This is a genomic window from Enterococcus sp. DIV0561, from assembly GCF_050539875.1.
In the GTDB taxonomy this organism is placed as follows: domain Bacteria; phylum Bacillota; class Bacilli; order Lactobacillales; family Enterococcaceae; genus Enterococcus; species Enterococcus faecalis.
Window position 1 is genome coordinate 531,096 of the sequence record NZ_CP172927.1, and the last position, 23,777, is coordinate 554,872.

22 protein-coding genes are annotated in these 23,777 nt (G+C 38.8%); 16 read left to right on the forward strand and 6 right to left on the reverse strand.

Annotated elements, in window-relative coordinates:
* Nucleotides 1–51 precede the first annotated feature (51 nt).
* A complete protein-coding gene (locus IGM13_RS02675; protein ID WP_002367982.1) occupies nucleotides 52–1,392 on the forward strand; it encodes an MATE family efflux transporter in 1,341 nt (446 codons plus the stop codon).
* A gap of 24 nt (nucleotides 1,393–1,416) precedes the next feature.
* Here the strand turns inward: IGM13_RS02675 and IGM13_RS02680 are convergent, their stop codons facing one another.
* The gene (locus tag IGM13_RS02680) at nucleotides 1,417–3,243 is read right to left on the reverse strand and encodes a M3 family oligoendopeptidase (protein ID WP_002419966.1); all 1,827 of its coding nucleotides are present in this window, start codon (nucleotides 3,241–3,243) and stop codon (nucleotides 1,417–1,419) included.
* Nucleotides 3,244–3,370: 127 nt separating this feature from the next.
* On the opposite strand from IGM13_RS02680, the gene IGM13_RS02685 reads away from it, so the two are divergent.
* From IGM13_RS02685 to IGM13_RS02695, 3 genes are all read left to right on the forward strand, one after another.
* On the forward strand, nucleotides 3,371–3,880 hold the full coding sequence (locus tag IGM13_RS02685; protein WP_002366143.1) for a VanZ family protein: 510 nt from the start codon (nucleotides 3,371–3,373) through the stop codon (nucleotides 3,878–3,880).
* A 129-nt stretch (nucleotides 3,881–4,009) separates the two neighbouring features.
* Nucleotides 4,010–4,738, forward strand: a complete 729-nt coding sequence (locus IGM13_RS02690; protein ID WP_002361233.1) for a YebC/PmpR family DNA-binding transcriptional regulator — start codon at nucleotides 4,010–4,012, stop codon at nucleotides 4,736–4,738.
* Nucleotides 4,739–4,790: 52 nt separating this feature from the next.
* On the forward strand, nucleotides 4,791–5,261 hold the full coding sequence (locus IGM13_RS02695; RefSeq protein WP_002382959.1) for a C-GCAxxG-C-C family protein: 471 nt from the start codon (nucleotides 4,791–4,793) through the stop codon (nucleotides 5,259–5,261).
* A gap of 75 nt (nucleotides 5,262–5,336) precedes the next feature.
* Here the strand turns inward: IGM13_RS02695 and IGM13_RS02700 are convergent, their stop codons facing one another.
* The gene (locus IGM13_RS02700; protein WP_002355495.1) at nucleotides 5,337–5,510 is read right to left on the reverse strand and encodes a hypothetical protein; all 174 of its coding nucleotides are present in this window, start codon (nucleotides 5,508–5,510) and stop codon (nucleotides 5,337–5,339) included.
* Nucleotides 5,511–5,622: 112 nt separating this feature from the next.
* Nucleotides 5,623–6,597, reverse strand: coding sequence for a ring-cleaving dioxygenase (locus IGM13_RS02705; protein ID WP_002419967.1), 975 nt, complete (start codon nucleotides 6,595–6,597; stop codon nucleotides 5,623–5,625).
* Between the two features lie 30 nt (nucleotides 6,598–6,627).
* On the opposite strand from IGM13_RS02705, the gene IGM13_RS02710 reads away from it, so the two are divergent.
* Complete coding sequence (locus IGM13_RS02710; protein WP_002358653.1) at nucleotides 6,628–7,200, forward strand: alpha/beta hydrolase; 573 nt, start codon at nucleotides 6,628–6,630, stop codon at nucleotides 7,198–7,200.
* A 65-nt stretch (nucleotides 7,201–7,265) separates the two neighbouring features.
* On the opposite strand, the gene IGM13_RS02715 is transcribed toward IGM13_RS02710, so the two are convergent.
* The gene (locus IGM13_RS02715) at nucleotides 7,266–8,792 is read right to left on the reverse strand and encodes a UDP-N-acetylmuramoyl-L-alanyl-D-glutamate--L-lysine ligase (RefSeq protein ID WP_002371461.1); all 1,527 of its coding nucleotides are present in this window, start codon (nucleotides 8,790–8,792) and stop codon (nucleotides 7,266–7,268) included.
* 203 nt (nucleotides 8,793–8,995) lie between these two features.
* On the opposite strand from IGM13_RS02715, the gene IGM13_RS02720 reads away from it, so the two are divergent.
* The 4 genes from IGM13_RS02720 to IGM13_RS02735 all read left to right on the forward strand — a co-directional run bounded on the left by IGM13_RS02720 (nucleotide 8,996) and on the right by IGM13_RS02735 (nucleotide 13,415).
* Nucleotides 8,996–10,645 (forward strand): putative polysaccharide biosynthesis protein, encoded by a 1,650-nt coding sequence (locus IGM13_RS02720; RefSeq protein ID WP_002364837.1) that lies wholly within the window; start codon nucleotides 8,996–8,998, stop codon nucleotides 10,643–10,645.
* A gap of 108 nt (nucleotides 10,646–10,753) precedes the next feature.
* Nucleotides 10,754–11,488: a pseudouridine synthase gene (locus IGM13_RS02725; RefSeq protein ID WP_002355501.1), complete on the forward strand. Its 735-nt coding sequence runs from the start codon at nucleotides 10,754–10,756 to the stop codon at nucleotides 11,486–11,488.
* 133 nt (nucleotides 11,489–11,621) lie between these two features.
* Nucleotides 11,622–13,037, forward strand: a complete 1,416-nt coding sequence (pepV, locus tag IGM13_RS02730; protein ID WP_002358655.1) for a dipeptidase PepV — start codon at nucleotides 11,622–11,624, stop codon at nucleotides 13,035–13,037.
* Between the two features lie 144 nt (nucleotides 13,038–13,181).
* Nucleotides 13,182–13,415, forward strand: coding sequence for a hypothetical protein (locus IGM13_RS02735; protein ID WP_002355504.1), 234 nt, complete (start codon nucleotides 13,182–13,184; stop codon nucleotides 13,413–13,415).
* Between the two features lie 181 nt (nucleotides 13,416–13,596).
* Here IGM13_RS02735 and IGM13_RS02740 read toward each other — a convergent pair whose 3' ends face one another.
* A complete protein-coding gene (locus IGM13_RS02740; protein ID WP_002419968.1) occupies nucleotides 13,597–14,616 on the reverse strand; it encodes an acyltransferase family protein in 1,020 nt (339 codons plus the stop codon).
* Nucleotides 14,617–14,851: 235 nt separating this feature from the next.
* Between IGM13_RS02740 and IGM13_RS02745 the strand changes: the two genes are divergently transcribed.
* From IGM13_RS02745 to IGM13_RS02765, 5 genes are all read left to right on the forward strand, one after another.
* A complete protein-coding gene (locus IGM13_RS02745) occupies nucleotides 14,852–15,805 on the forward strand; it encodes an ABC transporter ATP-binding protein (RefSeq protein WP_002363150.1) in 954 nt (317 codons plus the stop codon).
* Nucleotides 15,806–17,323 carry an ABC transporter permease/substrate-binding protein gene (locus IGM13_RS02750; RefSeq protein WP_002419969.1) on the forward strand — a complete coding sequence of 506 codons (1,518 nt, stop codon included), beginning with the start codon at nucleotides 15,806–15,808 and terminating at the stop codon, nucleotides 17,321–17,323.
* A gap of 141 nt (nucleotides 17,324–17,464) precedes the next feature.
* Complete coding sequence (argR, locus tag IGM13_RS02755) at nucleotides 17,465–17,920, forward strand: arginine repressor (RefSeq protein WP_002355509.1); 456 nt, start codon at nucleotides 17,465–17,467, stop codon at nucleotides 17,918–17,920.
* A gap of 33 nt (nucleotides 17,921–17,953) precedes the next feature.
* On the forward strand, nucleotides 17,954–19,474 hold the full coding sequence (locus IGM13_RS02760; protein ID WP_002419970.1) for a phosphoglucomutase: 1,521 nt from the start codon (nucleotides 17,954–17,956) through the stop codon (nucleotides 19,472–19,474).
* A 10-nt stretch (nucleotides 19,475–19,484) separates the two neighbouring features.
* Complete coding sequence (locus IGM13_RS02765) at nucleotides 19,485–19,814, forward strand: GNAT family N-acetyltransferase (RefSeq protein WP_002419971.1); 330 nt, start codon at nucleotides 19,485–19,487, stop codon at nucleotides 19,812–19,814.
* 123 nt (nucleotides 19,815–19,937) lie between these two features.
* On the opposite strand, the gene IGM13_RS02770 is transcribed toward IGM13_RS02765, so the two are convergent.
* Nucleotides 19,938–20,801: an RluA family pseudouridine synthase gene (locus IGM13_RS02770; RefSeq protein ID WP_010827153.1), complete on the reverse strand. Its 864-nt coding sequence runs from the start codon at nucleotides 20,799–20,801 to the stop codon at nucleotides 19,938–19,940.
* A 342-nt stretch (nucleotides 20,802–21,143) separates the two neighbouring features.
* Between IGM13_RS02770 and IGM13_RS02775 the strand changes: the two genes are divergently transcribed.
* Nucleotides 21,144–23,330, forward strand: coding sequence for a PBP1A family penicillin-binding protein (locus tag IGM13_RS02775; protein ID WP_002382970.1), 2,187 nt, complete (start codon nucleotides 21,144–21,146; stop codon nucleotides 23,328–23,330).
* Between the two features lie 62 nt (nucleotides 23,331–23,392).
* Nucleotides 23,393–23,734, forward strand: coding sequence for a YlbF family regulator (locus tag IGM13_RS02780; protein WP_002355518.1), 342 nt, complete (start codon nucleotides 23,393–23,395; stop codon nucleotides 23,732–23,734).
* The last annotated feature ends 43 nt before the right edge of the window (nucleotides 23,735–23,777 follow it).

The window sequence follows — 23,777 nt, forward strand, 5'->3', positions numbered from 1 at the left end:
GCCTTGAAGCAAAAAGAATGAGTCCTTTTTTTGTTAGAAGGAGATTTGGGTATGGAGCAAACACAGCAAAACCATTTTACTGCGTTGTTTTATAAAAATGTTCTGTTAGGAATTTTAAGTATGGCGGCGCAATCAATTTTTATTTTGGCGGACACATTTTTCATTGCAAATGGAATCGGCACCGAGGCGTTGGCGGGGCTTAACATTGTCTTGCCACTCGTTAATATTATTAATGGATTAGGTTGGATGTTTGGCGTTGGCGGCGCTACGTTGTTTTCGACCACGGTTGCGCAAAAAGAAATCAAAAAAGCCAATCAGTATTTTAGTTTAACGATTGGGTTAGTTTTCGTTATAGGGAGTCTCTTTACTTTAGCGAGCTTGATTTTTTCCGATCAAATTATTCGGGGACTTCAGGGGACCGGTGTCTTGTTTGGTTTGGCAAAGGAATATTATATGATTTACCTTAGCTGTTCATTATTATTTATTTTAAACAATTGCCTGATTACTTTTTTAAGAAATGACCATAATCCTCGTTTGGCAACGATTGCTTTTGTCAGTGGGGGAATTGTCAATATTATTTTGGATTATGTCTTTATTTATCAATTTGGGTGGGGCATGGCAGGTGCGGCCATTGCAACGGTGATGTCACCTTTAACAAGCTTAATCCTGATTACGTTGCATAAGTGGTCGCCGCAACGAGTTTTACGTTTTGAAAAGTTTAAAGTGAAATTTCAGGATGTTCGAGAAATTATGTCGATTGGTTTTTCTTCCTTTTTAAATGAATTTTCTTCGGCCTTTGTCATGTTTTTATTTAATATTGTTTTGTTAAACTTAGTTGGTCATGTGGCGATTTCAGCTTATGCGATTGTTGCCAATCTCAATATTATTGTGATTGCCATTTTTACAGGGATTGGGCAAGGGGCGCAACCATTACTCAGCCGCTACTATGGTTTAGGGGAAACGAAGGTGTTGCGTAAATTTGTTAAACTTAGCTTTATTACGTATTTGGTTGCCGGCTTCCTGTTCTTTTTAATCAGTCAAGTGTTTACGGGACAAATTATTGAGGTCTTTAATAGCGAAGGGAACGACCAGTTGGCGCAAATTGCTAGGACAGCCATCCGCTTATATGCGATTTCCTTCTTGTTTACAGGATTGAATTTTATGGGGATTTATTACTTTTCGGCAGTTCGTAAACCGAAAATGGCGCTAATGATTTCCTCTTTGCGTGGGTTCTTTTTAATTGTGCCAGTTTTATTTATTTTGGTGAAATTACTAGGATTAACTGGTGTTTGGTTAGCCATGCCTGTAGTTGAATTTGTTACGTTTGGACTAATGCTTGTGGGCTATCTTGCGTATCGAAACTATTTGAAAAAAAGAGAAGCAGTAACCTGATGTTGGTTACTGCTTCTTTTTTGCTTAGTTTACATAGTTTTCAGTTAAAGTCATGAATTGTTCCACATCTTTTAGGACTTGATCAATGCCGGCTTGCCAGAAATCAGGTTTTGTTAAGTCAACATTTAAATGTTTTTTCGCTAATTCTTCGCTTGTCATCGAAGCAGTGTCTCTTAATAACGCAATGTATTGGTCTTCAAAAGAGCTGCCTTGTTGATTGGCATACGCATAGATACCCATGCTGAATAGATAGCCAAAAGTATATGGGAAATTATAGAAAGGCACATCATCAATAAAGAAGTGCAATTTGCTCGCCCAGAAATGAGGATGATAACTGCCAAGACTATCTTTGTAGCTTTCTTTTTGCGCCGCTAACATTAATTCAGTAATATCTTCTTCCGCTACTAAACCTTTTTGGCGCGCTTGATAAAAATTATTTTCAAAGATAAAACGCGCATGAATGTTCATAAACATAGCAATGGCATTTTGCATTTTTGTGTCTAAAAGGTTAATCTTTTCAACGTCTGATTTGGCCTCTTTTAAGGTGGCGTCAGCAACAATCAATTCTGCAAAGGTACTAGCCGTTTCTGCTACGTTCATGGCATACTCTCGATTCAATGAAGGTAAATCCCACATCACGCTACTATGGAAAGCGTGACCTAATTCATGGGCTAAAGTAGCTACTTCGTTGATTGAATTGCCAAAGGTCATGAAAATCCGCGATTCTTGTGTTTCAGGTAATTCTGTACAATAACCCCCAGGACGTTTGCCTGGACGATCTTCAGCTTCAATCCAACTTTTTTCAAAAGCCATTTGGGCAAAATCAGCCATTTTCGGACTGAATTTACGGAAATTTTCTAAAATAAAGGCAGCGGCTTGATCAAAGGAATACGTTTTTTCTTCTAAATCACCTAAAATAATTGGTGCATCTTGGTCTTGCCAATCCATTTTTTCTTTGCCGAATAATTGCGCTTTGCGCGTTAGAAAGTCGACGAATGGTTGTTTATTTTTTTGGATGGTTTCCCACATAACCGTTAATGTTTCTTGACTCATTCGATTATAGTTTAAGGGATTTTCTAAATAATCTGTAGTGCCATGCAATTTGTAATCAGATAAACGGAACCCATCTAAGTGATTTAGGGTGTCTGCTAAAATTGAAGCTTTGCTACTCCAAGCTTTCTCCCAGGCTGTAAACAAACGTTGACGAACCTCTTTGTCAGGATCTCCCATCATGCGGTTAAAGGCTTGGCCTGCAGATAGTTCTGTCACAGAGCCATCTTTTTCTTCAAAAGGAATCACAATGGAAGCAACAATCGTATCGTAATGTGTACTCCAAGCATTTAAACCATCTAGAGAAAGCGTATTGATGATATTTTCTTCTTGTTCGGAAAGCAGTTTTTTTCCATCACGGCGTAATTCATTTAAGCGAAAAGCCATTGTTTTAAACGGTTCTTCGGCTAACAGGGCTTGCCAATGTTCTGCTGAAATCTCGGTGATTTTTTTAGTAAAAATGGTTTCAGCTAATTGAATCGCTGGCAACAGATTGTATAAATCGCCTGATAAAATTTTGGCCTTGGTATCATTAGTATTAGCAGATATTAAAGCAGTTAAAAAACTATTACATTGTGAAAAGCCATTTGAGATTTTCCCTTGTAACGTTAAGATTTCAGCAAATTGTTCTTTGCCTTGGGCACTTTCTGGTATCCATTCTGTGATTAATTGATGATACTCTTTTGTTTGTTCGGTTAATTGAGTCATTCGTTGGCTAAGTTCTTTGGACTCGCTCCCATTGGGGAAAATACTGTCTAAATCCCATGTAATAGAATAGGTCATATCCAATCCTTCTTTCATTTTTTTCTTTTCAGTATATCATAAGACCTAAGAGAAGTTGTTTCTTTTTCCCTCGAAACCGACTATAATAAAAAAGAATTTTCCGTGGCAGGCACGGGGCAACTTGAAACCAAGAAAAGAGGATTATATGAAAAATTATTTGAAAGATAGTAATTTATATTTAGTCATTGCGTTTGTTATTATGGCCATTTTATTTTTCAGTTCATCACAGACGTATGAACAGCAATCACAAGTTGGTCTTTTAGATAAACTTCTGAGCAGTCATCCTTTTGAAGAACAATTAAAAAATATTTCTTTTCAATATGCTGGCAGTGAAGTGAGCATTCAAGCTAGTGGTTATAGTAAATTTGTTGAATTTTTTATTCGTAAGGGAGCCCATTTTGGTACGTATTTTCTATTAGGTGGTAGTTGGTTCATTGGATTAGTGCCAAGAATCAAAGGCCTGTTTTTAACAGCTGTTGTTTCCTGGCTAGCTGCTACTGGCTATGCAGGTTTAGATGAATTTCATCAAATGATCACAGGCGGAAGGACCCCTCTTTTTCAAGATGTTATGTTGGATGCCATGGGTGCTTTGACAGCCATCGTTATTTGTTTGGTGGTTCATGGTTTGAAGAAAAATAAAAAAAGAAGACGCTAATTTAGAAGGGCTTCGTTTATTCGTCAGAAAGGTGGATAAGCGAGGGTCTTTTTTTGTAGCGCTTGTTCCTAACTGAAAAGAAGAGTAGAATAAAGGAGAATAGTAACGAAAAGTCAGGAGGAATCAAGGATGTCAGGACACAGCAAATGGAGCAACATTCAAGGGCGTAAAAATGCGCAAGATGCCAAACGTGGGAAAATTTTCCAAAAAGTTTCAAGGGAAATCTATATGGCGGCAAAAGCAGGTGGCCCTGACCCCGCAATGAATCCTGCTTTACGTTTAGCAGTCGATAAAGCTAAGTCAGCCAATATGCCCAATGATAATATTGCTCGCGCCATAAAAAAAGCCAGTAGTGCTGGTGAAGGGGAACATTATGACGAGGTAACTTATGAAGGATACGGGCCAGGTGGCGTGGCAGTTTTAGTTCATGCACTAACAGATAACCGCAACCGAACGGCCACCAATGTTCGCGTCGCGTTTACTCGAAATGGTGGCTCTTTAGGTGAAACGGGTTCGGTTAATTATATGTTTGATCGTAAAGGCTATATTGTCATTAAGCGAGAAGATCATGCAATTGAGGAAGACGACATGCTAGAAGTCGTTTTGGAAGCAGGCGGCGAGGATTTAGAAACATCACCAGAAGTATTTGAAATTTACACAGCACCAGAAGATTTTACAGCGGTTCGCGATGCTTTAGAACAAGCAGGTTATTCATTAGCACAAGCTGAATTAACAATGGTTCCGCAAACCTTACTAACCTTGAACGATGAACAAAAAGCGCAATTAGAGCGCTTGGTTGACAAGTTAGAAGACGATGATGATGTGTCAGAAGTATTTACCTCTGCAGAAAATCTATAAAATAAAGGGATGCTTGGCGTCCTTTTATTCATAAAATGAAAGCGAATACAGAATGGAGGGCATTTTGAAAAAGAGAATTTGTTTACAAGCAATCAGGGAAGAAGCGGAAGCCTATTATCGTAACGGTGATTTTTATTGCTCGGAAGCGATTGTGGCGACCATTCGGCAACACTTCGATGCGGAGATTCCCATTGAAGCTGTGGCCATGGCTTCTGGGTTTCCTGTAGGTGTTGGAGGAGCGAAGTGTATTTGTGGTGCTCTTTCAGGCGGGGTTATGTGTCTGGGCTACTTTTTTGGTCGGACAGAAGCCAAAGGAGAACAAGTAAATAAAACGATGGCTTTAGCCAACGAATTGCATCAAAGTTTTCGACAAAAGCATCGAGTGGTTTGCTGCAGTATTTTGACAAGTAAAATGATGATGGGTTCACCTGAGCATATGGAACAATGCATTGGCTTTACTGGGGAAATCGCTGAAACAACCGCAAAAATTATTGCACGAGAACTTGCTTACGAATTAGTCTAGTAAAAAATGAGAGAGGAGCAACCAGATTCAGGTGAATGAATCTGGTTGCTCCTCTCTCATCTAATGCGTAATCAATTAACCAAGCACTTTTTCATAAGCTTCCACTTGAGATAAGACACGTTGGAGCTGTAATTCATTTTCAATATAGTTGATTGAATTACCTAAATCTTCTTGGCGGTTTGTTTCTAAACGATCGACTTCTTTTTTTGCTTCGTTCAATAAGTGTAGAACTTCTTCCTTAGATAACATGTACTCACCTCCTTGCGCAGTTCATCTACTATTAGTGTACTCCTTTTTTTCAAAAAAGGGCAATAATAGGATATTAAAAAACAAAAATAGCGGTTCTAACCGCTATTTTTGTTTACTCATGGCGTTGTTGTGCTAAAATCGCTTCGATTCGTTCTCTTTGATCTGCCAAAAAGTGAGGCAAATAAAGGGGGATTTCATCAAAGTTTGAACTTTGATTTTCATAGGCTTCGGCATCTAGCAGGCCTTTTTGTGTGGCTACTTCAAATAATAAGTGGTTCGGTTCTCTAAAATACAATGATTTGAAAAATTCACGGTCTTTAATTCCTGAGTTTGTAAAATTCTTTTCATCCAACAGGCTATCAACTTGCGTTAATTCTTGCGTATCTTCCACCCCGAAGGCGACGTGATGAACGCCACCAATTCCTTCAATGGCAAGCGGATTGGTTCGGTCATCAATGATATGAACCTCTTGATAAAACTGTGGATGATGATTTTCCAGAACAGTTACTTCATGTGCAGTTTCAAAAAAAGGTACTGTTTCTTTTTCATGCCAATGTAAATAATCCACTAAAGGTTGTTTGGTAGCTGCGGCATATTGGACGCGTAATTGAATTGCATCAATGCCTAAAATTGCATGTTCTACTGGAATTTCAGCATGCTCAGCTGGAAAATAATCTTCCGCATTTTCAAATTCACGTAACGGAACAAGCGCCATTTGTGTATTATCGGGCGCTTCAAAACGCAAAATTGGGTGTTGGTTAAATGTTTCCACACCATAGTGGCAGATACCCGCTTGCTCAAGATGTTCTGCCCAAAAATCCAAAGAGGCGCGCGTTGGTACTTTTAAAATAGTTCGTTCAATTGTATTTGTCCCAAATGATTGATCTTGGCCATCATTCAATTCAAAAAAAGTTAATTCGGTACCTGTTCGTTGCTCATTATCTGAGAAAAATAAGTGATACATGGTGTGGTCATCTTGGTTGATCGTTTTCATTAGTAATTTTAATCCCAGTGTATTATGATAGAAGTCAAATGTAGGCTTTATCAATCGATTTAAAATAGAGATGTGATGAATTTGTGCATACATAGTAAAATTCCTTTCTTGGAGGTTTATTAAATGAAACAATTTTTTCAAAAAGGGTCGAAACCTAATCAATTAGTTGTCGCTTTCCATGGTACTGGTGGCAATGAATATCAATTATTAACGACCATCGCAACCCTTTATCCAGAAGCGAGTGTTCTAAGTTACTTAGGGACAGAAGGTGTAGGCGAACAGCGACGCTTTTTTGCGCCATTAGTTAATGGAGCCTTACCTCGTGCTAACTTTGATGAGCGAGTGACTGCGTTTCTAGAAGAAGTTTGGCAACCGCAAAAGTTATACGATGAAGTTATTTTTATAGGGTACTCTAACGGTGCCAATTTTATTTTAGGCCTGTTAGAAAAGAACCCGACTATTGCTAACACTGTTATTTTACTGCATCCAAGCAATTTAGGCTATCAATATGTATCTGGTGAGTTTGCGACAAAAGTGATTGTCACAACAGGGGCTCAGGATGAGTTGAGTATTCCGGGACAAGTTCTTTCTTTAGCTAATCAATTAAAGAAACATTTTCCAGTCGACTTTTTACTAGTGGATGGCGGTCATGGTTTATCGGAAGAAGAAGTAACGAAAATAAAAGAAGTTCTTTAAAAACAAGCTGCAACCTCTGTTGATAAGTGGTTGCAGCTTGTTTTTTTCATGTGTGTTTAAATGATTTAGTTCTTTTTATTAATGAAAGCTTCCGCAAGGGCAAAGTCTCCTGCGTAAGGTTCATCTACGCCGTTTACTTTTTGATAAAGGTCGGCACCTTTACCAGCTAAGACAATCGCATCATCAGCCGTTGTGCTTAAAGATAATGCGTGAGCAATTGCTTCGCCACGATCTAAAACGGTGTAAACAGGCATTTCTTTGGTAATATGGGCTTGAATTTCTTGGCAAATTTTTGCTGGATCTTCACTGGCTGGGTCATCGGTTGTTAGGACTGCAACATCAGCCAATTCAGAAAGAACCCTACCAAAGTCTTTGCGGCGAGAAATCGCTTTGTCTCCCGTGCTACCGACAAGAACAATTAAGCGGCCGTCAGGATGTTCTTCACGGACAAAGGTTAAAAGATTCTTCAAACTGTCATAATTATGAGCGTAATCAACATAGACGGTTGCACCGTTGGTATTCGTTAAAGATTCCATCCGGCCAGGGACGGTGGTTGCTGCGATTCCTTGTTGACACTCTTCTTTTGAAGCTCCCACAAGGACACTAGCAATCGCCGCACTTAACGCATTACCTTTGTTAAAATCACCACCTAAACGAAGGTGATAAGAGCCGGCCAATCCTAACGCATCTGCAGGACTTTCAACGATAAAACGTAAGGAATCCTCTGAAGAAACAGCGAATGAATAGTCTACTTCTGGAGCCGGCTGACTGCCATAGACAATGGCTGGGACTTTTTGCTGTTGTGCAGTTTCTTTAAGTAATGGAAAATAATCAGCTTCGTGATTCAACACAATGACTTTAGAATGTGTAATCAATTGACGTTTGCAATAAAAGTAATCGTCAAAGGTTGGATGTTCAATTGGACTGATATGGTCGGGGGTAATGTTTAAAAAAATGCCGACATCAAAAAACAGCTTGTAGACACGATTAGTTTTGTAGGCTTGGGAAGAAACTTCCATAATAAAATGAGTCATCCCGTTAGCAACAGCGGTTGCCATCATTCGATACAAGTCCAAAGATTCGGGTGTAGTCAATGCAGATTTAAAGAATGTTTTGCCATCTAATGTCGAATTCATGGTAGAAAGCAAGGCTGTTTTTTGTTGTGTAGCAACATCTAAAATATATTTGGTGAAATAAGCCGCTGTTGTTTTACCTTTGGTTCCAGTAAAGCCAATCAGTTTTAATTTATTTTGTGGATAATCATAAAAAGCCATGCTTAACACAGCCATTGCTTTTTTAATGTCAGTCACGATAATTCCTAGTTGCGCCGGAACCTCATAAGGCACCTCAGAAACATAAATTTCTAGGCCGTCTTTTACAGCATTTTCTAAATAGATTTCTTTAAAGTTTAATCCTTTACAAAAAAAGAGTGTTTCTGCTGTTACGTCTCTCGAATCGTAAGAAAGAGCCGTTACTTCTCGTTGACCTAACGTGTCGGAAAGGGTCAAGTGCCAGCCTTCTGGTGAAATAAATTCTTTTAATAAATCTTCTTTTTCTAAGCAATCGCGAATTGCGAATAATGAAATCGTCACTTTTTTTGCCTCCAAACGTTTCAACGAAATTTCAAAACTGATGTCATTATAGCATTATTTTTCTTTTAAAAAAACCATCTCGTTAGCGTGAGAAAATCCATGAGAAATGTTAAAATAGGATAATTCTTCGAGAAAGTCGTTGCATATCCCAAGATGAACAATTAAAATAAAGAAAGCATACTCAAAGAATATTGGAGGACAAAATGATCAATCAACCAAATTCAGTTGATCAACCAATCCTGACGAACCAAGAAAAAATGGTCAAAGGCTCAGCTTGGATGACAGCTAGTAATATTATCTCCCGCATGTTAGGGGCGATTTACATCATCCCCTGGTACGCTTGGATGGGCGAGCACGGAAACGAAGCGAACAGTTTGTTTTCAATGGGGTATACGATTTATGCCTTATTCCTAATGATCTCTACCGCCGGAATTCCAGGTGCGATTGCCAAGCAGACCTCGCATTATAATTCATTGAACGAATATAAAATTAGTCGACAGCTTTTTTATCGTGCCTTACAACTAATGGGTGGCTTAGGTGTGGTTTTTGCTATTGTGATGTATTTGGCATCTCCGGCATTAGCAGCTTTGTCTGGCGGAGGTCCTGAATTAGTTCCAACAATGCGTTCATTAAGTTTAGCCGTTTTAGTTTTCCCAAGCATGAGTGTCATTCGCGGTTATTTCCAAGGAAATCAAGAAATGATGCCCTTTGCTTTATCACAAATTGTTGAACAAGTAGCACGAGTTTTTTACATGTTATTAACCGCTTTTATTATCATGAAAGTCTTTGAAGGTAATTACGTTACAGCGGTGACTCAAGCCACTTTTGCGGCATTTATTGGGATGCTCGCAAGTTTTGCGGTTTTAGGTTATTACATGTACAAACAAAAACCATTATTTGATTATTTAGAAGAACACAGCGCCAATGAACATGAGATTGCCCCAAAAGAGTTATTGATTGAAACTTTTAAAGAGGCGATTCCTTTTATCGTAGTTGGCTCAGGGGTAACTGTCTTTAAACTTGTCGATCAGTTTACTTTCTCAAACTTTATGCGTTTGTTTACGGATTATTCAGATACCCAATTACGAGAGCTTTTCGGTATTTTTAATGCCAATCCGGACAAATTAACCATGATTGTCGTGGCTTTAGCGACTTCGATTTCGGCTACTGGATTACCGTTAATTACAGAAGCGGTCACCTTAAAAAATCACCGTGAGTTAGCGCGTTTGATTAGTAATAATTTACAACTTTTTGTGTTTGTAATGTTGCCAGCAACGTTCGGCATGATTGTTTTAGCGCAACCACTATACACTGTTTTTTACATGCCAGATGCTTTAGGTACTTCTTTATTAGTGCAAGCTTGTTACGCTAGTTTATTCTTGGGCTTGTATATGTTAGTGTCAAATATGTTGATGGGGATGTATGAAAATCGTGACGCAATGCGTTATTTAGGAATTGGTTTAGCAGTGAAATTAATCGTGCAATTCCCCGCAATCCGTTTATTTGAAGTTTACGGTCCGTTATTAGCAACGATGATTGGCTTTACGGTTTCTTGCGTATTGATTCTAAGAAGAATTCGTCAAGTGACACGTTTTAATTACAAATTAACCTTACGGCGAACATTGTTAATGTTCTGTATTACAGTCATCATGATGATTATCGCTTTGATTTTCCGTCAGTTCCTGTATCTATTTTTAGATCCAACTAGACGTTTCCAAGCCTTCATTATCGTTGTAATTGTGGCTGCTGCAGGAGGCGCTTTTTATGGCTATTCGGTCTTGAAGATTCGCTTAGCTGATCGTTTATTAGGGAAAAATGCCGCAAAATTACGTGCAAAATTCAATATTAAATAATAGCTGATTGAACTCCTTTCAGCAGATTCTCTTAAGAGACAAGGCTTGAGACATCGATCGATTCGATTTATGTCCCAAGCTATTTTTTTAAAGGAAAGAGGAATGACGATGCGTTTAGATAAATTTTTAGCCGATGTTGGTATCGGTAGTCGTAAAGAAATCAAACAATTGTTAAAGAAAAAAGTCGTTACGGTGAATGGTGACGTCGTAAAAGAAGCCAAAACACAAGTAAATGAAGAAACAGATCAAATTGCCTTGATGGGAGAAATTCTTACGTATCAGAAATTCTTTTATTACATGTTGCATAAACCACAAGGTGTCATTTCTGCGACGGAAGATCAGCGAGATGAAACGGTAATTGACTTGTTAACTGATCAGGATTACCGTGCCGACTTGTTCCCAGTTGGTCGCTTGGATAAAGATACCGAAGGCTTGCTTCTATTAACAAATGATGGCCAGTTAGCGCATCAATTATTATCCCCCAAAAAGCATGTGGATAAAGAATATTTAGCTGAAGTTGAGGGACTTGTGACAGCGGAAGATTGTCAACTGTTTGCGCAAGGATTTGCCTTGAAAGATGGAGAAATGGTTAAACCAAGTCGTTTAGTCATTGAGACGATCAATGAGGAAGAAGGGACTTCCGTAGTCCGTTTAGTGATTCAAGAGGGAAAATTCCATCAAGTCAAACGGATGTTAGCCACTGTAGGCAAACCTGTGACGTATTTAAAACGATTACGAATGGGCGAACTATGGTTGGATGAAACGTTAGAACTAGGGGAATATCGGCCCTTAACAGAAGCCGAATTGCAACAACTACAACCTAAACAATCATACCTCAATTAAAATAAACAAAAACCCAGCCCTTTCTGTGGAAAAGATAAAAAATTTCTCGAAAAATAGTGTCGGGTTTCTTTCTTTTTCTGCATAAAATGGTATGATTGACTATGTAGAACTTTATGAATAGGAGTGACAACAAATGACAATTGATTGGACAAAAGAAGTCGAAGCACGTAAAGACGACTTATTAGAAGATTTACAAAACTTATTACGGATCAACAGTGAACGTGATGATGCACAAGCAACACCTGAAGCGCCCTTTGGACCTGGGCCAGTTGCTGGCTTAAAACACATGTTAGCGTATGGTGAACGTGATGGCTTTACGGTGAAAAATGTCGACAATTACGCTGGACACATTGAATATGGTGAAGGCGACGAAACGTTAGGAATTTTTGGTCATATGGACGTTGTTCCTGCTGGTGATGGTTGGGAAACAGATCCTTATGAACCAGTCATTAAAGATGGCAAAATTTATGCACGTGGTGCAAGCGATGATAAAGGCCCAAGTATGGCTGCTTATTACGCAATGAAAATTATCAAAGAATTAGGCTTACCCGTGTCTAAAAAAATCCGTTTCGTAGTAGGAAGTGACGAAGAAAGCGGCTGGGGCGATATGGATTACTATTTCCAACATGAAGAAGCGCCAGACTTTGGTTTCTCACCAGATGCTGAGTTCCCAATTATTAATGGGGAAAAAGGAAATGTGACTATTCGTTTAACTTTCCGAGGTGGTAACGGTGCTGATTATAAATTAGAAAGCTTCAAATCTGGCTTACGTGAAAACATGGTTCCGGGAACAGCAGATGCTGTTGTAACGGCTGCTTCAGCAGACGAAGCGGCTTCACTAGCTGCTAGCTTTGAAACATTCATCAAACAAGAAGCAAAAATTTCAGGTAACGCAGAACTTTCAGATAAAACAGTGACTTTCCATGTAGTTGGTAAAGGTGCTCACGGTGCTAGCCCACAATCTGGAATTAACGCAGCGACTTTCTTGGCAACTTTCTTAAATGATTACAGCTTTGCAGAAGGCGCATATAGCTTTATTAATACCATTGCTGAATTTATCCATGAAGATTTTTATGGTGAAAAATTAGGCGTGGCTTTTGAAGACGAAAAAATGGGTAAATTGACAATGAACGCTGGGATTGTTAACTTTGATCCAGAAAATCCTGAAAATAGCTTAGTAACATTAAACTTCCGCTATCCAAAAGGAACTTCAGCAGAAGAATTACAAGCAAAAGTTCAAGCAACAGTCGGTGAAACGGTCACTGCAACACAAGGAGATCGCAACCAAGAACCGCATTATGTACCAGTTGATGATCCATTGGTGGCAACGTTACTACAAGTTTACGAAGACCATACAGGCGAAAAAGGCCAAGAACAAATCATTGGTGGCGGTACTTATGGCCGCTTATTAAAACGTGGTGTTGCCTATGGCGCAATGTTCCCTGGCTACACAGACACAATGCACCAAGCCAACGAATTTATGGAATTAGATGACTTATTCCGAGCAGCTGCTATTTATGCAGATGCGATTTATCGTTTAGCGAAGTAAAGTAAAAAAGCTGTTTTCGATTTTCGAAAACAGCTTTTTTTTGCAATTTTTGCCTTTTAAAAACCCAAAATCAGAACCGTCAATTTACTGAAAATTTCTTGCAAATCAAAGGATCCCACGATACGATAAATAGGAGAAAAGGCAATGAGTGAAACACTTATTGTTAACTATTTAATCAAAGGACGTGTGAAGATGAACGTAGAAGAATTAGTTCAAAAAGCAAAAGATTTAATTGGAGAAGGCAACGTGGAACATGCGCAACAATTCATTGAAGAACATAAAGATGAATTAGGCGAACACTATCATAAAATTACAGCGATGTTAGCTGATACAACGACCGATGGTTTGTTTGATAAAATTAAAGGATTGTTTCAATAGTTGGAAAAAATCTGAGATAAAAGTGGAGGCTGAGACAAAAGTGTTTAGCTCCAAAAACCAAGTAGGTACGATGATTTCATCTGTTCATGCTTCACAGTGAAACATTGCAACTCTCGCCGTTTAACAGTTTTTGAGCGTGGAGCAAAAATCCAAAGTGATTTTTGTCCCACGCTCTTCTTTTTTATTTAACTTTTAACCATTGTTTTGGCAACACATACGCAATTGGATTAAAAAGATAATCCGCTCCCCGTTTCACCACAGGCATATTCGTAATAGCTAAAATGAAGAGGGCTAAGAAGAAAAGTGCCAGAATTCGGAAAGTAAACCATTCTTTAAAGAGTGTGTCTAATTGCAAACCACTTTCCAACAGAATAATTAAGGGCATATGCAAGAGATAAGGGTAGAGGGTATCTTTTCCGAGGGGGCTTAAAGGTAACTTTCGTTTCGGCAATAATGCAAACCAAGAAAGAGACACCAATGCTGCAGCAACGTAAAAGAACAGCTGAATGAAACTACTGTATTCAAAGGCCGGACTAATTTCAGCGTAGGAAGCCCAACCAGTTAAGAAGCCCCAAAATTTCGTTGCCAATGACCATTGACTATTTACAAATAAAAAGGAGCTTAAAATTACACCTATCGCTGCCCATTTGACTTTGCGATGATCTAAAAAGGTTTGCAGCTTTTGAATATCCATTAAGTAGCCACAATAGAAGAAAGGGAAGAAGCCCAGAGTCCGTCCTAAAGACAAGAAACCTTCCACAGGTAAATAGCCTGAGGCGCAGCCGATAACAACGATAATTGGCAACATGATTTTCGGCTGAACGCGCTGAAGAAAGATGGTAATTAAGTAGAAACTTGCTAAGGAAAGTAAGTACCAAGGAACGCCCGTTTCGTTCAGTAAATCAAAATTCATTTTATTTGCAAAGGCGAAATTAGCAAGCGTAATCAACAACTTCGCTAAGAGATAAAGCCAAACAAAGGAAAGTAAACGGAGATATTTTCGTTGTTTAATGGCATGTTTACTGAAGAGTCCAGAGACAAAAATAAAGGCTGGCATATGGAATGAATAGATCCAAAAGTTGATCGTTTCCATGAGTCGTGAAGGAGAAGCTTCACGATCTAAAATATGCCCAAAAATCACTAAGAAAATTAAAAAAAGTTTCACGTTGTCCCATTTATAAATTCGCTTGTCGTTTTCCATAACGATCACTCCTTTTAGTAGAAAACAGTTCACTTTTGTTTAAGGCAGAAGAGGACAATTTTTCCATTCATTGAGTAGATAATTGTAGATACGAACCGGCAGCCGTTAAATGAGCCCCACATACTTGCGCTTAAAACAAAAAATTAGGCAGGATGTTAGTCTTAAATTATACTGAAAGAGTGACGATCCTCCAAAGATTTTGTTTATTAAGAAGTGAAAGATGCGGTGAAAATAAATGATAAAATTTCAAAATGTTTCAAAAGTATATCAAGAAAATGCCGTTTTGTCTGATGTGAATTTAACAATCCAACAAGGCGAATTTTTTGTATTAGTAGGGCCGAGTGGTAGTGGAAAAACGACGACTTTGAAAATGATTAATCGGCTCATTGAGCCAACGACAGGTGAAGTGGCTCTCAATGAACAAGCGGTAACCAATTATCCTTTACGTGAATTACGACTAAAAATTGGCTATGTTCTTCAGCAAATTGCCTTATTTCCTAACTTAACCGTGGCGGAAAATATTGAGTTGATTCCTGAAATGAAAAAATGGCCCAAAGAGCAACGCAGAGAGCGAACCATTGAACTATTGAAAAAAGTTCAGCTGGATCCTGAGGAATATCTGCATCGTAAGCCAGCAGCGCTTTCAGGAGGCGAACAACAACGTATCGGGATTTTACGCGCCATTGCAGCCGAACCAGAAGTGATTTTAATGGATGAACCTTTTAGCGCGCTAGATCCAATTTCAAGACATCATCTTCAACGTTTGGTGAAAGAACTTCATCAGGAATTAGCGAGTACCATTGTTTTTGTGACCCATGATATGAATGAAGCTTTATTGTTAGGTGAGCGCATCTGTATTATGGACGCTGGCAAAATTATTCAAGTCGATACGCCAGAAGCCATTCAAAAACATCCGAAAAATAATTTTGTCGGTCAATTTTTCAAACAATCTTCGCCCGAACTAGCGAACTATTGTGGCGCTGACTTGACTGCATTTTTAGAAGCCGCAGATGAGACGATTGAGCCAGTGCCGACTGTTTTCATGGAAACCAATTTAAAAGAGATTGTCCAACTCATTAATGCGCAAGAGAAAGCAAATTTAGTAGAAAAACAACAAGTTTTAGGGTGTATCACCTCAAAAACGATTACTCGTTTTATGGAACAACTGTTGGAAAGCGAGGGACAGTAGATGCAAGCACTGATTGAAACTTTTTTCGCTCGAAAAGAAGAATATCTGCAAGCGTTAATCGAGCATATGCAATTGTCCTTTATTTCGTTATTATTCGCTGCGTTGATTGCAATTCCTTTAGCCATTTATTTAACGAGTCATCGTAAGTTAGCGGAAAGTCTGTTACAAGTGACTGGGATTTTCCAAACAATCCCTTCTTTAGCTTTGCTAGGCTTATTGATTCCGTTAATTGGTATTGGTCGACCACCGGCAATTGTTGCGCTAGTGATTTATGCCTTATTCCCAATTTTACAAAACACCTATACTGGTTTGACGGAAATTGATCCTTCGTTAGAAGAAGCCGCAGAAGCATTTGGTATGAGTAAAAAAGAAAAACTGTTTAAGTTTGAGTTACAAATGGCGTTACCATTTATTATTTCTGGGATTCGAACGGCTACCGTTTTAATTATTGGTACGGCCACGTTGGCGGCGTTAATTGGAGCAGGTGGTTTAGGGACCTTCATTTTATTAGGAATTGATCGAAATAATTTATCGTTGATTTTTATTGGAGCCCTTTCATCGGCTGCACTAGCAGTCTTATTTAATTATGGAATTCATTGGTTGGAAAAAGCGAATGGGCGGCGACTAATCATTGGCGGTACTATTTTAGGCCTTTTGTTAGGTAGTTCATTTTTCTGGAATCAACAAACTTCTTCAAAGGAAAAACAGCTGACAATTGCTGGCAAATTAGGAGCGGAACCAGATATTATTATTAATATGTATAAAGCCTTAATTGAAGAAAATAGCGACATTCAGGTGACGTTAAAGCCAAACTTTGGCAAGACTACTTTTTTATATAATGCCTTGAAATCAGATGAAATCGATCTTTATCCAGAATTTACAGGAACAGTGATCGAGACCTTTTTAAAAAATCCTCCTCAGCTAGACAATCAACCTCAAGTAGTCTATGAAGCGGCACGCGCTGGCTTGAAAAAACAAGAAAACCTTACTTTGCTGAAACCGATGCGCTATGAAAATACGTATGCCGTCGCAGTTAAGCGCTCATTTGCAAAAGCGCATCAATTAAAAACGATTAGTGATTTACAGAAAATTAGCAATCAGTTGAGAGCAGGTTTTACGTTAGAATTTATTGATCGGCAAGATGGTTATAAGGGATTACAAGAAAAATATCATTTAAATCTGAATGTTCAATCGATGGAACCGGCGCTACGCTATCAAGCGATTAATAATGGTGAGGTAAATGTGATTGATGCCTATTCAACGGATAGTGAATTGAGACAATACGATTTAGTAACGTTAGAAGATGATCAAGCGCTATTTCCGCCTTATCAAGGAGCACCACTTATTAAAACAGCAACGTTGGAAAAATATCCAGAATTAGCAGAAATATTGAATAAATTGGCAGGAAAAATTAGCGAAGAAGAAATGAGTGAAATGAATTATCAAGTCAATGTGGAAGGGCAAGATCCTAGCATAGTGGCGAAAGACTATTTAAAAGAAAAGAATCTTCTTAAATAAGTATTTTTTACTGAAAAAGACTGGTATATAAACATTTATCCAGTCTTTTTCAGATAAATAAAGAGTTTAATGTGAAAAGTACCTGTATTTTTACTCATTTTTGGATATAATAAAAGAAATGAATGGAGAGGAGTGGTCTATATGAAAAAAGCAGAACGTCAACGTTTGATTAAACAATTAATTATGCAACAAGAAATTGAAACACAAGATGAATTAATCACTCGTTTGGAAGAACTTGGCGTCCGAGCCACTCAAGCGACTGTTTCAAGAGATATCCGTGAAATGAGTATTGTTAAAACACATGGTGCAGATGGTCGTGTCAAATATGCAATTTTTTCTCAAGCACAAGGCACAAGCAGTGAAGAGAAATTACGAGAATCAGTGAAAGATTCAGTTGTTCGAATGGAGCGAGTACAATTTATTGTCATCTTGCATACAGAGATGGGAAATGCCGATGTGGTGAGTAACTTTTTAGATGAAGTAGCTTATCCGGAAGTGGCGGGTACAGTGGCTGGTGCGGATACGATTATTGTGATTACACGTTCAGAAGAGGATGCGGAACACTTTATCGAACGCATCGAAAATATGATTTTTTAAAATTGAAAGCATCAATAGAAGGGAGTTTTTTTCTTGGTAGAATTGAAAGCGCTACAAAATGGTTCGGATATTCGGGGAATTGCTTTGGATACGGAAGAACAAACTGCAACATTAACCGTAACAGCAGTAGCCGAGATTGCGGTGGGCGTGGTTCGTTGGTTACAGGACAAAAAACAGCTGCCACGAAAGGCACAACAGCGCCTGACAATTGCAATCGGACATGATAGTCGTCTAACGGCGGAGCCGATTAAGCAAGCATTAGTAGATACGTTTCTTTCATTAGGTATTCAGGTGATTGACGTTGGTTTAGCTACGACGCCTGCTATGTTTATGGCTACTCAGTTTCCAACGCTTCAATGTGATGCAGCGATTATGATTACAGCTAGCCATTTGCCTTACTATTTTAATGGCTTGAAGTTCTTCACAGCAGAAGGTGGAGCAGAGAAAGAAGATATTCGGTATATTTTATCTCATACTGATCCGCTGACAGCCAATGAAAATGGCACACTGATGAAGCAAGAGTTACTGCCAATTTATGCGGAACATTTGGTGGCAAAAATCCGCCAAGGAATTCATTCGCCCGAAGAGAAACCTTTACAGGGCTTTCGAATTATCGTTGATGCGGGTAATGGGGCTGGGGGCTTCTTTGCGGAGCAGGTTCTTCAAGTTTTGGGCGCTGATACGACGGGATCACAGTTTTTAGAACCAGATGGGCATTTTCCTAATCATGTACCTAATCCAGATAATTCTGAAGCAATGAAAAGTATTCAAACGGCTGTTTTAGCTAATCAAGCAGATTTGGGCATTATTTTTGATACAGATGTAGATCGTTCGGCTGTGGTGGACCAATCAGGTGAGGTACTAAACCGAAATAATTTAATTGCTGTTTTAGCGGCAATCGTTTTAAAAGAAGCGCCTGGTAGTTATATTGTGACAAATTCGCCAACCTCAAGTCATTTAAAAACATTTATTGAAGAAAAAGGCGGCCAACAGATTCGTTATATTTCTGGTTACCGAAATGTCATTAATAAAATGATTGAATTGAATCATGGGGGCTTTCAGACACCGTTAGCCATTGAAACCAGTGGTCATGCAGCGTTTCAAGAAAACTACAATCTGGATGATGGTGCATATGTCGTGGCGAAAATTTTAATGTTGTTACCAGAATTGAAACAAAACAATCAAACGTTAGGAGATCTGATTGCTACATTGAAGCAACCGGCAGAAACCAACGAATTTCGCTTCAAAATTACTGCGGAGGATGTTACTTGTTATGGGCAACAAGTCTTGCGAGACTTTGAATTGTTTGTAGAAAATCAAGCAGACTTTGCTGTGGACCGTGAAAACCAAGAAGGTGTTCGGGGAAACGTGTCTGGTCAATATGGCAGTGGTTGGTTTTTGCTACGCTTAAGTCTGCATGAACCGTTGCTTGTTCTTCAGGTAGAGAATGACCAAAGCGATAAAAATGCGTGTGTCATCGAAAAAATTGCCACTTTTTTACAAAAATACGAGGAAATAGATAGTCAGCAAATAGAAAATAATCTAGGGAATTAAAGGTGTTCTTATGGAAAATGTTTTAAAAGGAAAACACGTTGGCTTTTCTCATTTTAGAGAAGAATATATCGAACATATTGCAAAACAGCAATGGGATAATGAATTGCTTCAGCATTTGAGCTGGGATGCTTTACATCCGTGGGGGCTTGAAGAATGGAAAGATTTCACAATTAATAAAGGAGAAGATGATCGATTTCTATTTGCTATTTTAGAAAATACGACAGAGGAATTTATTGGTTGGGTTTCGTTGTCTGATGTACAGTTGAAAAATAGAGGGGCCAATTTAGGGATTGCTATTTTACAAAAAGAGTGGCTACAAATGATTAAGGCTGAGAGTTAGCTCAGGAACTGTTTAACACCAAGACACTGAGCAAACGCAGATATGCCATTCTCAGCAGTGAATGTGCGGTAAAATAAAAAAACAGAAGAAATCGCCGGTTACCGTCCGATTTCTTCTGTTTTTTTACCATAGGCCAGGCGCTGCAGTCACAACGATTTGTTTTTTTGTAAACGGATGGAGTAAATGAAGTTGTGAAGCATGGAGCATTAAACGAGCTGCCTGCGATTTTGGGTTGTATAACGGATCACCAATAATTGGATGCCCTTCGCTAGCTAAATGGACCCGAATTTGGTGCGTCCGACCTGTTTCTAAAACACAGGTAACTGCGGTTTGATTATTAGAAAGAGCTTTGACCACTTGGACATGTGTAATCGCTGAATCCCCTTTTTGAGGATCAATCCGTCGTTTCCGGCGATCATGCCGATCACGACCAATCGGCTGATTGATTGTCTGTTCTTTTTGGTTAAAGTGACCAGCCGCAATCGCTTGATATTGACGGTAAATTTGTTTTGTTTCTAATAAACGCCCTAAAATAGGTAAGACAAAAGGATTTTTAGCAAAGACAATCGCACCGCTGGTTTCTTTATCTAATCGATGAACGACATAAGGGACCTGATTTTTCTCAGCTAAATAGGCAGCAACATGATTTAACAAGGTGTTTGTTTCCTGTGGCTGATTTGGATGGGTTTTAATGCCATAAGGTTTATTTACAATCATTAAATGTTCGTCTTCATATAAAACCTTCACACGCGTTGCGTCACCCAAATGAATAGTGGGACGCACATAATCGGTTTCTTCAAACGTTAAGGTGACACAATCGCCAGCTTGGACTGGAAAATGAAAAGCAGCTGTTTCTCCGTTGATTTTGACATTTTTTCGCGTGCGTAAAAAATGGCGCACTTTTCGAGGGACTAGCCACTCATTTTCTAATAGTTCTTTTACAGTCATTGTTGAAAAATTTTCAGGTAATCTCATTGAATATTCCACCAAATCCCACCTTTCACTGATTCGCTATTTAGTGTAACAAAGCTGCTCAAAAGGTCAAGTCAGAACGGAAAAAAAGCTGAAATTTGTTAGAAAGGCAGTTCCTTGAGAGATTCTTAAACAAATTTACATAAAAAACGAAGAAAAGCATGATAGAATAGAGGCTAAATAAAGACTCGTTTCTAAACGTAAGCAATTATTTACCTCTAGCGAAGGCAACATTTCCTTTGCTACAGCGAAAAGACCATTGAAATTGTTTTTCAAGAATTTTTCATGCTTTAGACCTAGGTCGTACCCACAAGAATATGGTAGACTTAGCCAAGAAACGTAAACAGAGGGAGTACTATGGACAATCTTAAACAATTTTTTAGTAAAGTCGGTGTCGGATTACGTCATTTTTGGACGTGGATAAAGCCTTATTTAATACAATTCCATCAAGCCAGAAAGCGGATTTGGAAAAAGTATCAAATCAATAAAATTTTCTTGTTAATTGGTTTGGTAGTCGCTTTAGGTGCCAGTATTTATTTATTTTACTTAGCCAAGTCCGCAAACGTTGAGACCCTAAAATCGGGGCTAAGTGAATCAACACGCGTTTATGACGAATCAGGAGAGGAAGTCGGAAAATTATTCGGGCAAAAAGGAACTTTTGTGGAACTGGATAATATTTCTCCTTATATTCAAGATGCGGTTATTTCAACTGAAGATCGCGCGTTTTATCAACATAAAGGGTATTCCATCAAAGGGATTGCCCGTGCGGTTGTTGGAAAATTGACCTTCGGGAAAATCGGTGGCGGTGGTGGCGGAAGTACAATTACGCAGCAATTAGCCAAAAATGCTTACTTAACGCAAGAGCAAACGCTAGATAGGAAAGCCAGAGAATTATTCTTAGCGATTGAAATCGAAAAGAAATATTCGAAAAAAGATATCTTAGCAATGTATTTAAATAATTCTTATTTTGGTAATGGTGTCTGGGGCGTGCAAGATGCAGCTCGTAAATATTTTGGCGTGGATGCGTCCCAAGTGACAGTGGGGGAAGCCGCAACGCTAGCGGGCATGTTAAAAGGGCCAGGAATTTATAACCCAATTGATTACATTGACAATGCCACAGCGCGACGGAATACCGTTTTACAACTAATGGTCGACAATAAAAAACTATCTCAAGAAGAAGCCAATCAAGAAGCGAGTGTTAACTTAGCGAGTCTATTAAATGACACCTATGTTGGCGACGAAAATAGTTACAAATATCCATATTATTTTGATGCGGTAATTGATGAAGCGGTCAATCGTTATAAATTTAAAGAAGAAGATATTTTAAATAAAGGCTACAAGATTTACACTTCTTTAAATCAAAAATATCAAGATGCGATGGATGCAACTTATAAAAATGATGCACTATTTCCACCCAATGCAGAAGACGGTGCCATGGTTCAAAGTGGTTCTGTAGCCATTGATCCGAAAACTGGCGGCGTGCAAGCACTGGTGGGCGGTCGAGGGGAACATGTTTATCGAGGCTTTAACTTTGCAACGCAAACAAAACGTTCACCAGGCTCGTCCTTAAAACCAATTTCTGTCTATACACCAGCTTTAGAGGCTGGCTATAAACCAGACTCTGTTTTAGAAGATAAACCACAAGATTATTATCCAGCGCAAAACTATAGCCGCACGTACAGTGGAGAAGTTCCTATGTACCAAGCCTTAGGAGAAAGCTTAAATTTACCAGCGGTATGGTTATTACATCAAATTGGTTTAGATAAAGGCTATGAAAAAACAGAGAAATTTGGCATTCCGTTATCAGAAAAAGATCGGTACTATGGTTTAGCCCTTGGAGGATTACAAACGGGTGTTTCGCCATTAACTATGGCGGGAGCTTATAGTGCCTTTGCCAATGAAGGCTATAAAACTGAAACGCATTTAATTACAAAAATCGTCGACTCAACTGGCGCAATTGTAGTTGATAATACTAAAGTCAAGAAAGAACAAGTCATTACCAAAGATGTTGCAGACGGGATTACAAGTATGTTACTAGGGGTCTTTAGTTCTGGGAGCGGGGTCAACGCACAACCAGCAGGCTACGTAATGGCTGGTAAAACAGGTACGACAGAAACCAACTTCGATAGTAGTAAAACGAACGATCAGTGGGTGATTGGTTATACACCAGAAGTTGTCATTGCTACTTGGTTAGGCTTCCAAGAAACCAGTAAAACCCATTATTTGGAAGGCAGTAGCGCTACGTATGCCTCACAGGTGTTCAACAGTCAAGCCAGTGGCATCTTGCCACAAGTCAAACAAGCACAATTTCCTGTCGCGGATGCGTATGCCACAGGTGGGAAAGTTGTTGATAGCAACGATAGTTTAACTGGTGGTGCCAATTCTAATTGGCGGGATAACTTGAAAGACTTTGGAAATTCTGTTCAAGACGGCGCTAGCAATTTCGGAGATACATTGAATGAAGTTGGGGGACAAATTAAAGACGGCGCGAAAAAAGTCAAAGACAAGATTGAAGGAATTTTCGGAGGCTTATTAGGAAATTAGTTGGGAAAACCTAAGAGAAATGGTACAATAAAGATGAAACTATTGAGAAAAGAGGGATTCCATTGAGTAACATTTATGATACAGCCAATCAGATTGAACGTGAACTACGTGAGTTAGACGAATTTAAAGCATTACAAGCAGCGTATGAAGAAGTAAAAGCAGACGAAGCAGCTTACACATTGTTTAAAGAATTCCAAGGATTCCAACAAGGACTACAAGAAAAACAAATGCGCGGCGAAGAATTCACGGATGAAGATGCTGAAAAAGCACAAAGCATTGCAACGAAAGTGCAGGAAACAGCAGTTATCAACGAATTAATGCAAAAAGAACAAGCGTTTAGCTTAGTTGTCAATGATTTAAACCGAATTATCATGACTCCTGTGCGTGATATGTATAACGATTAATAAGAAAACCCCAGAGAAGCAAGTGCTTCTCTGGGGTTTTCTT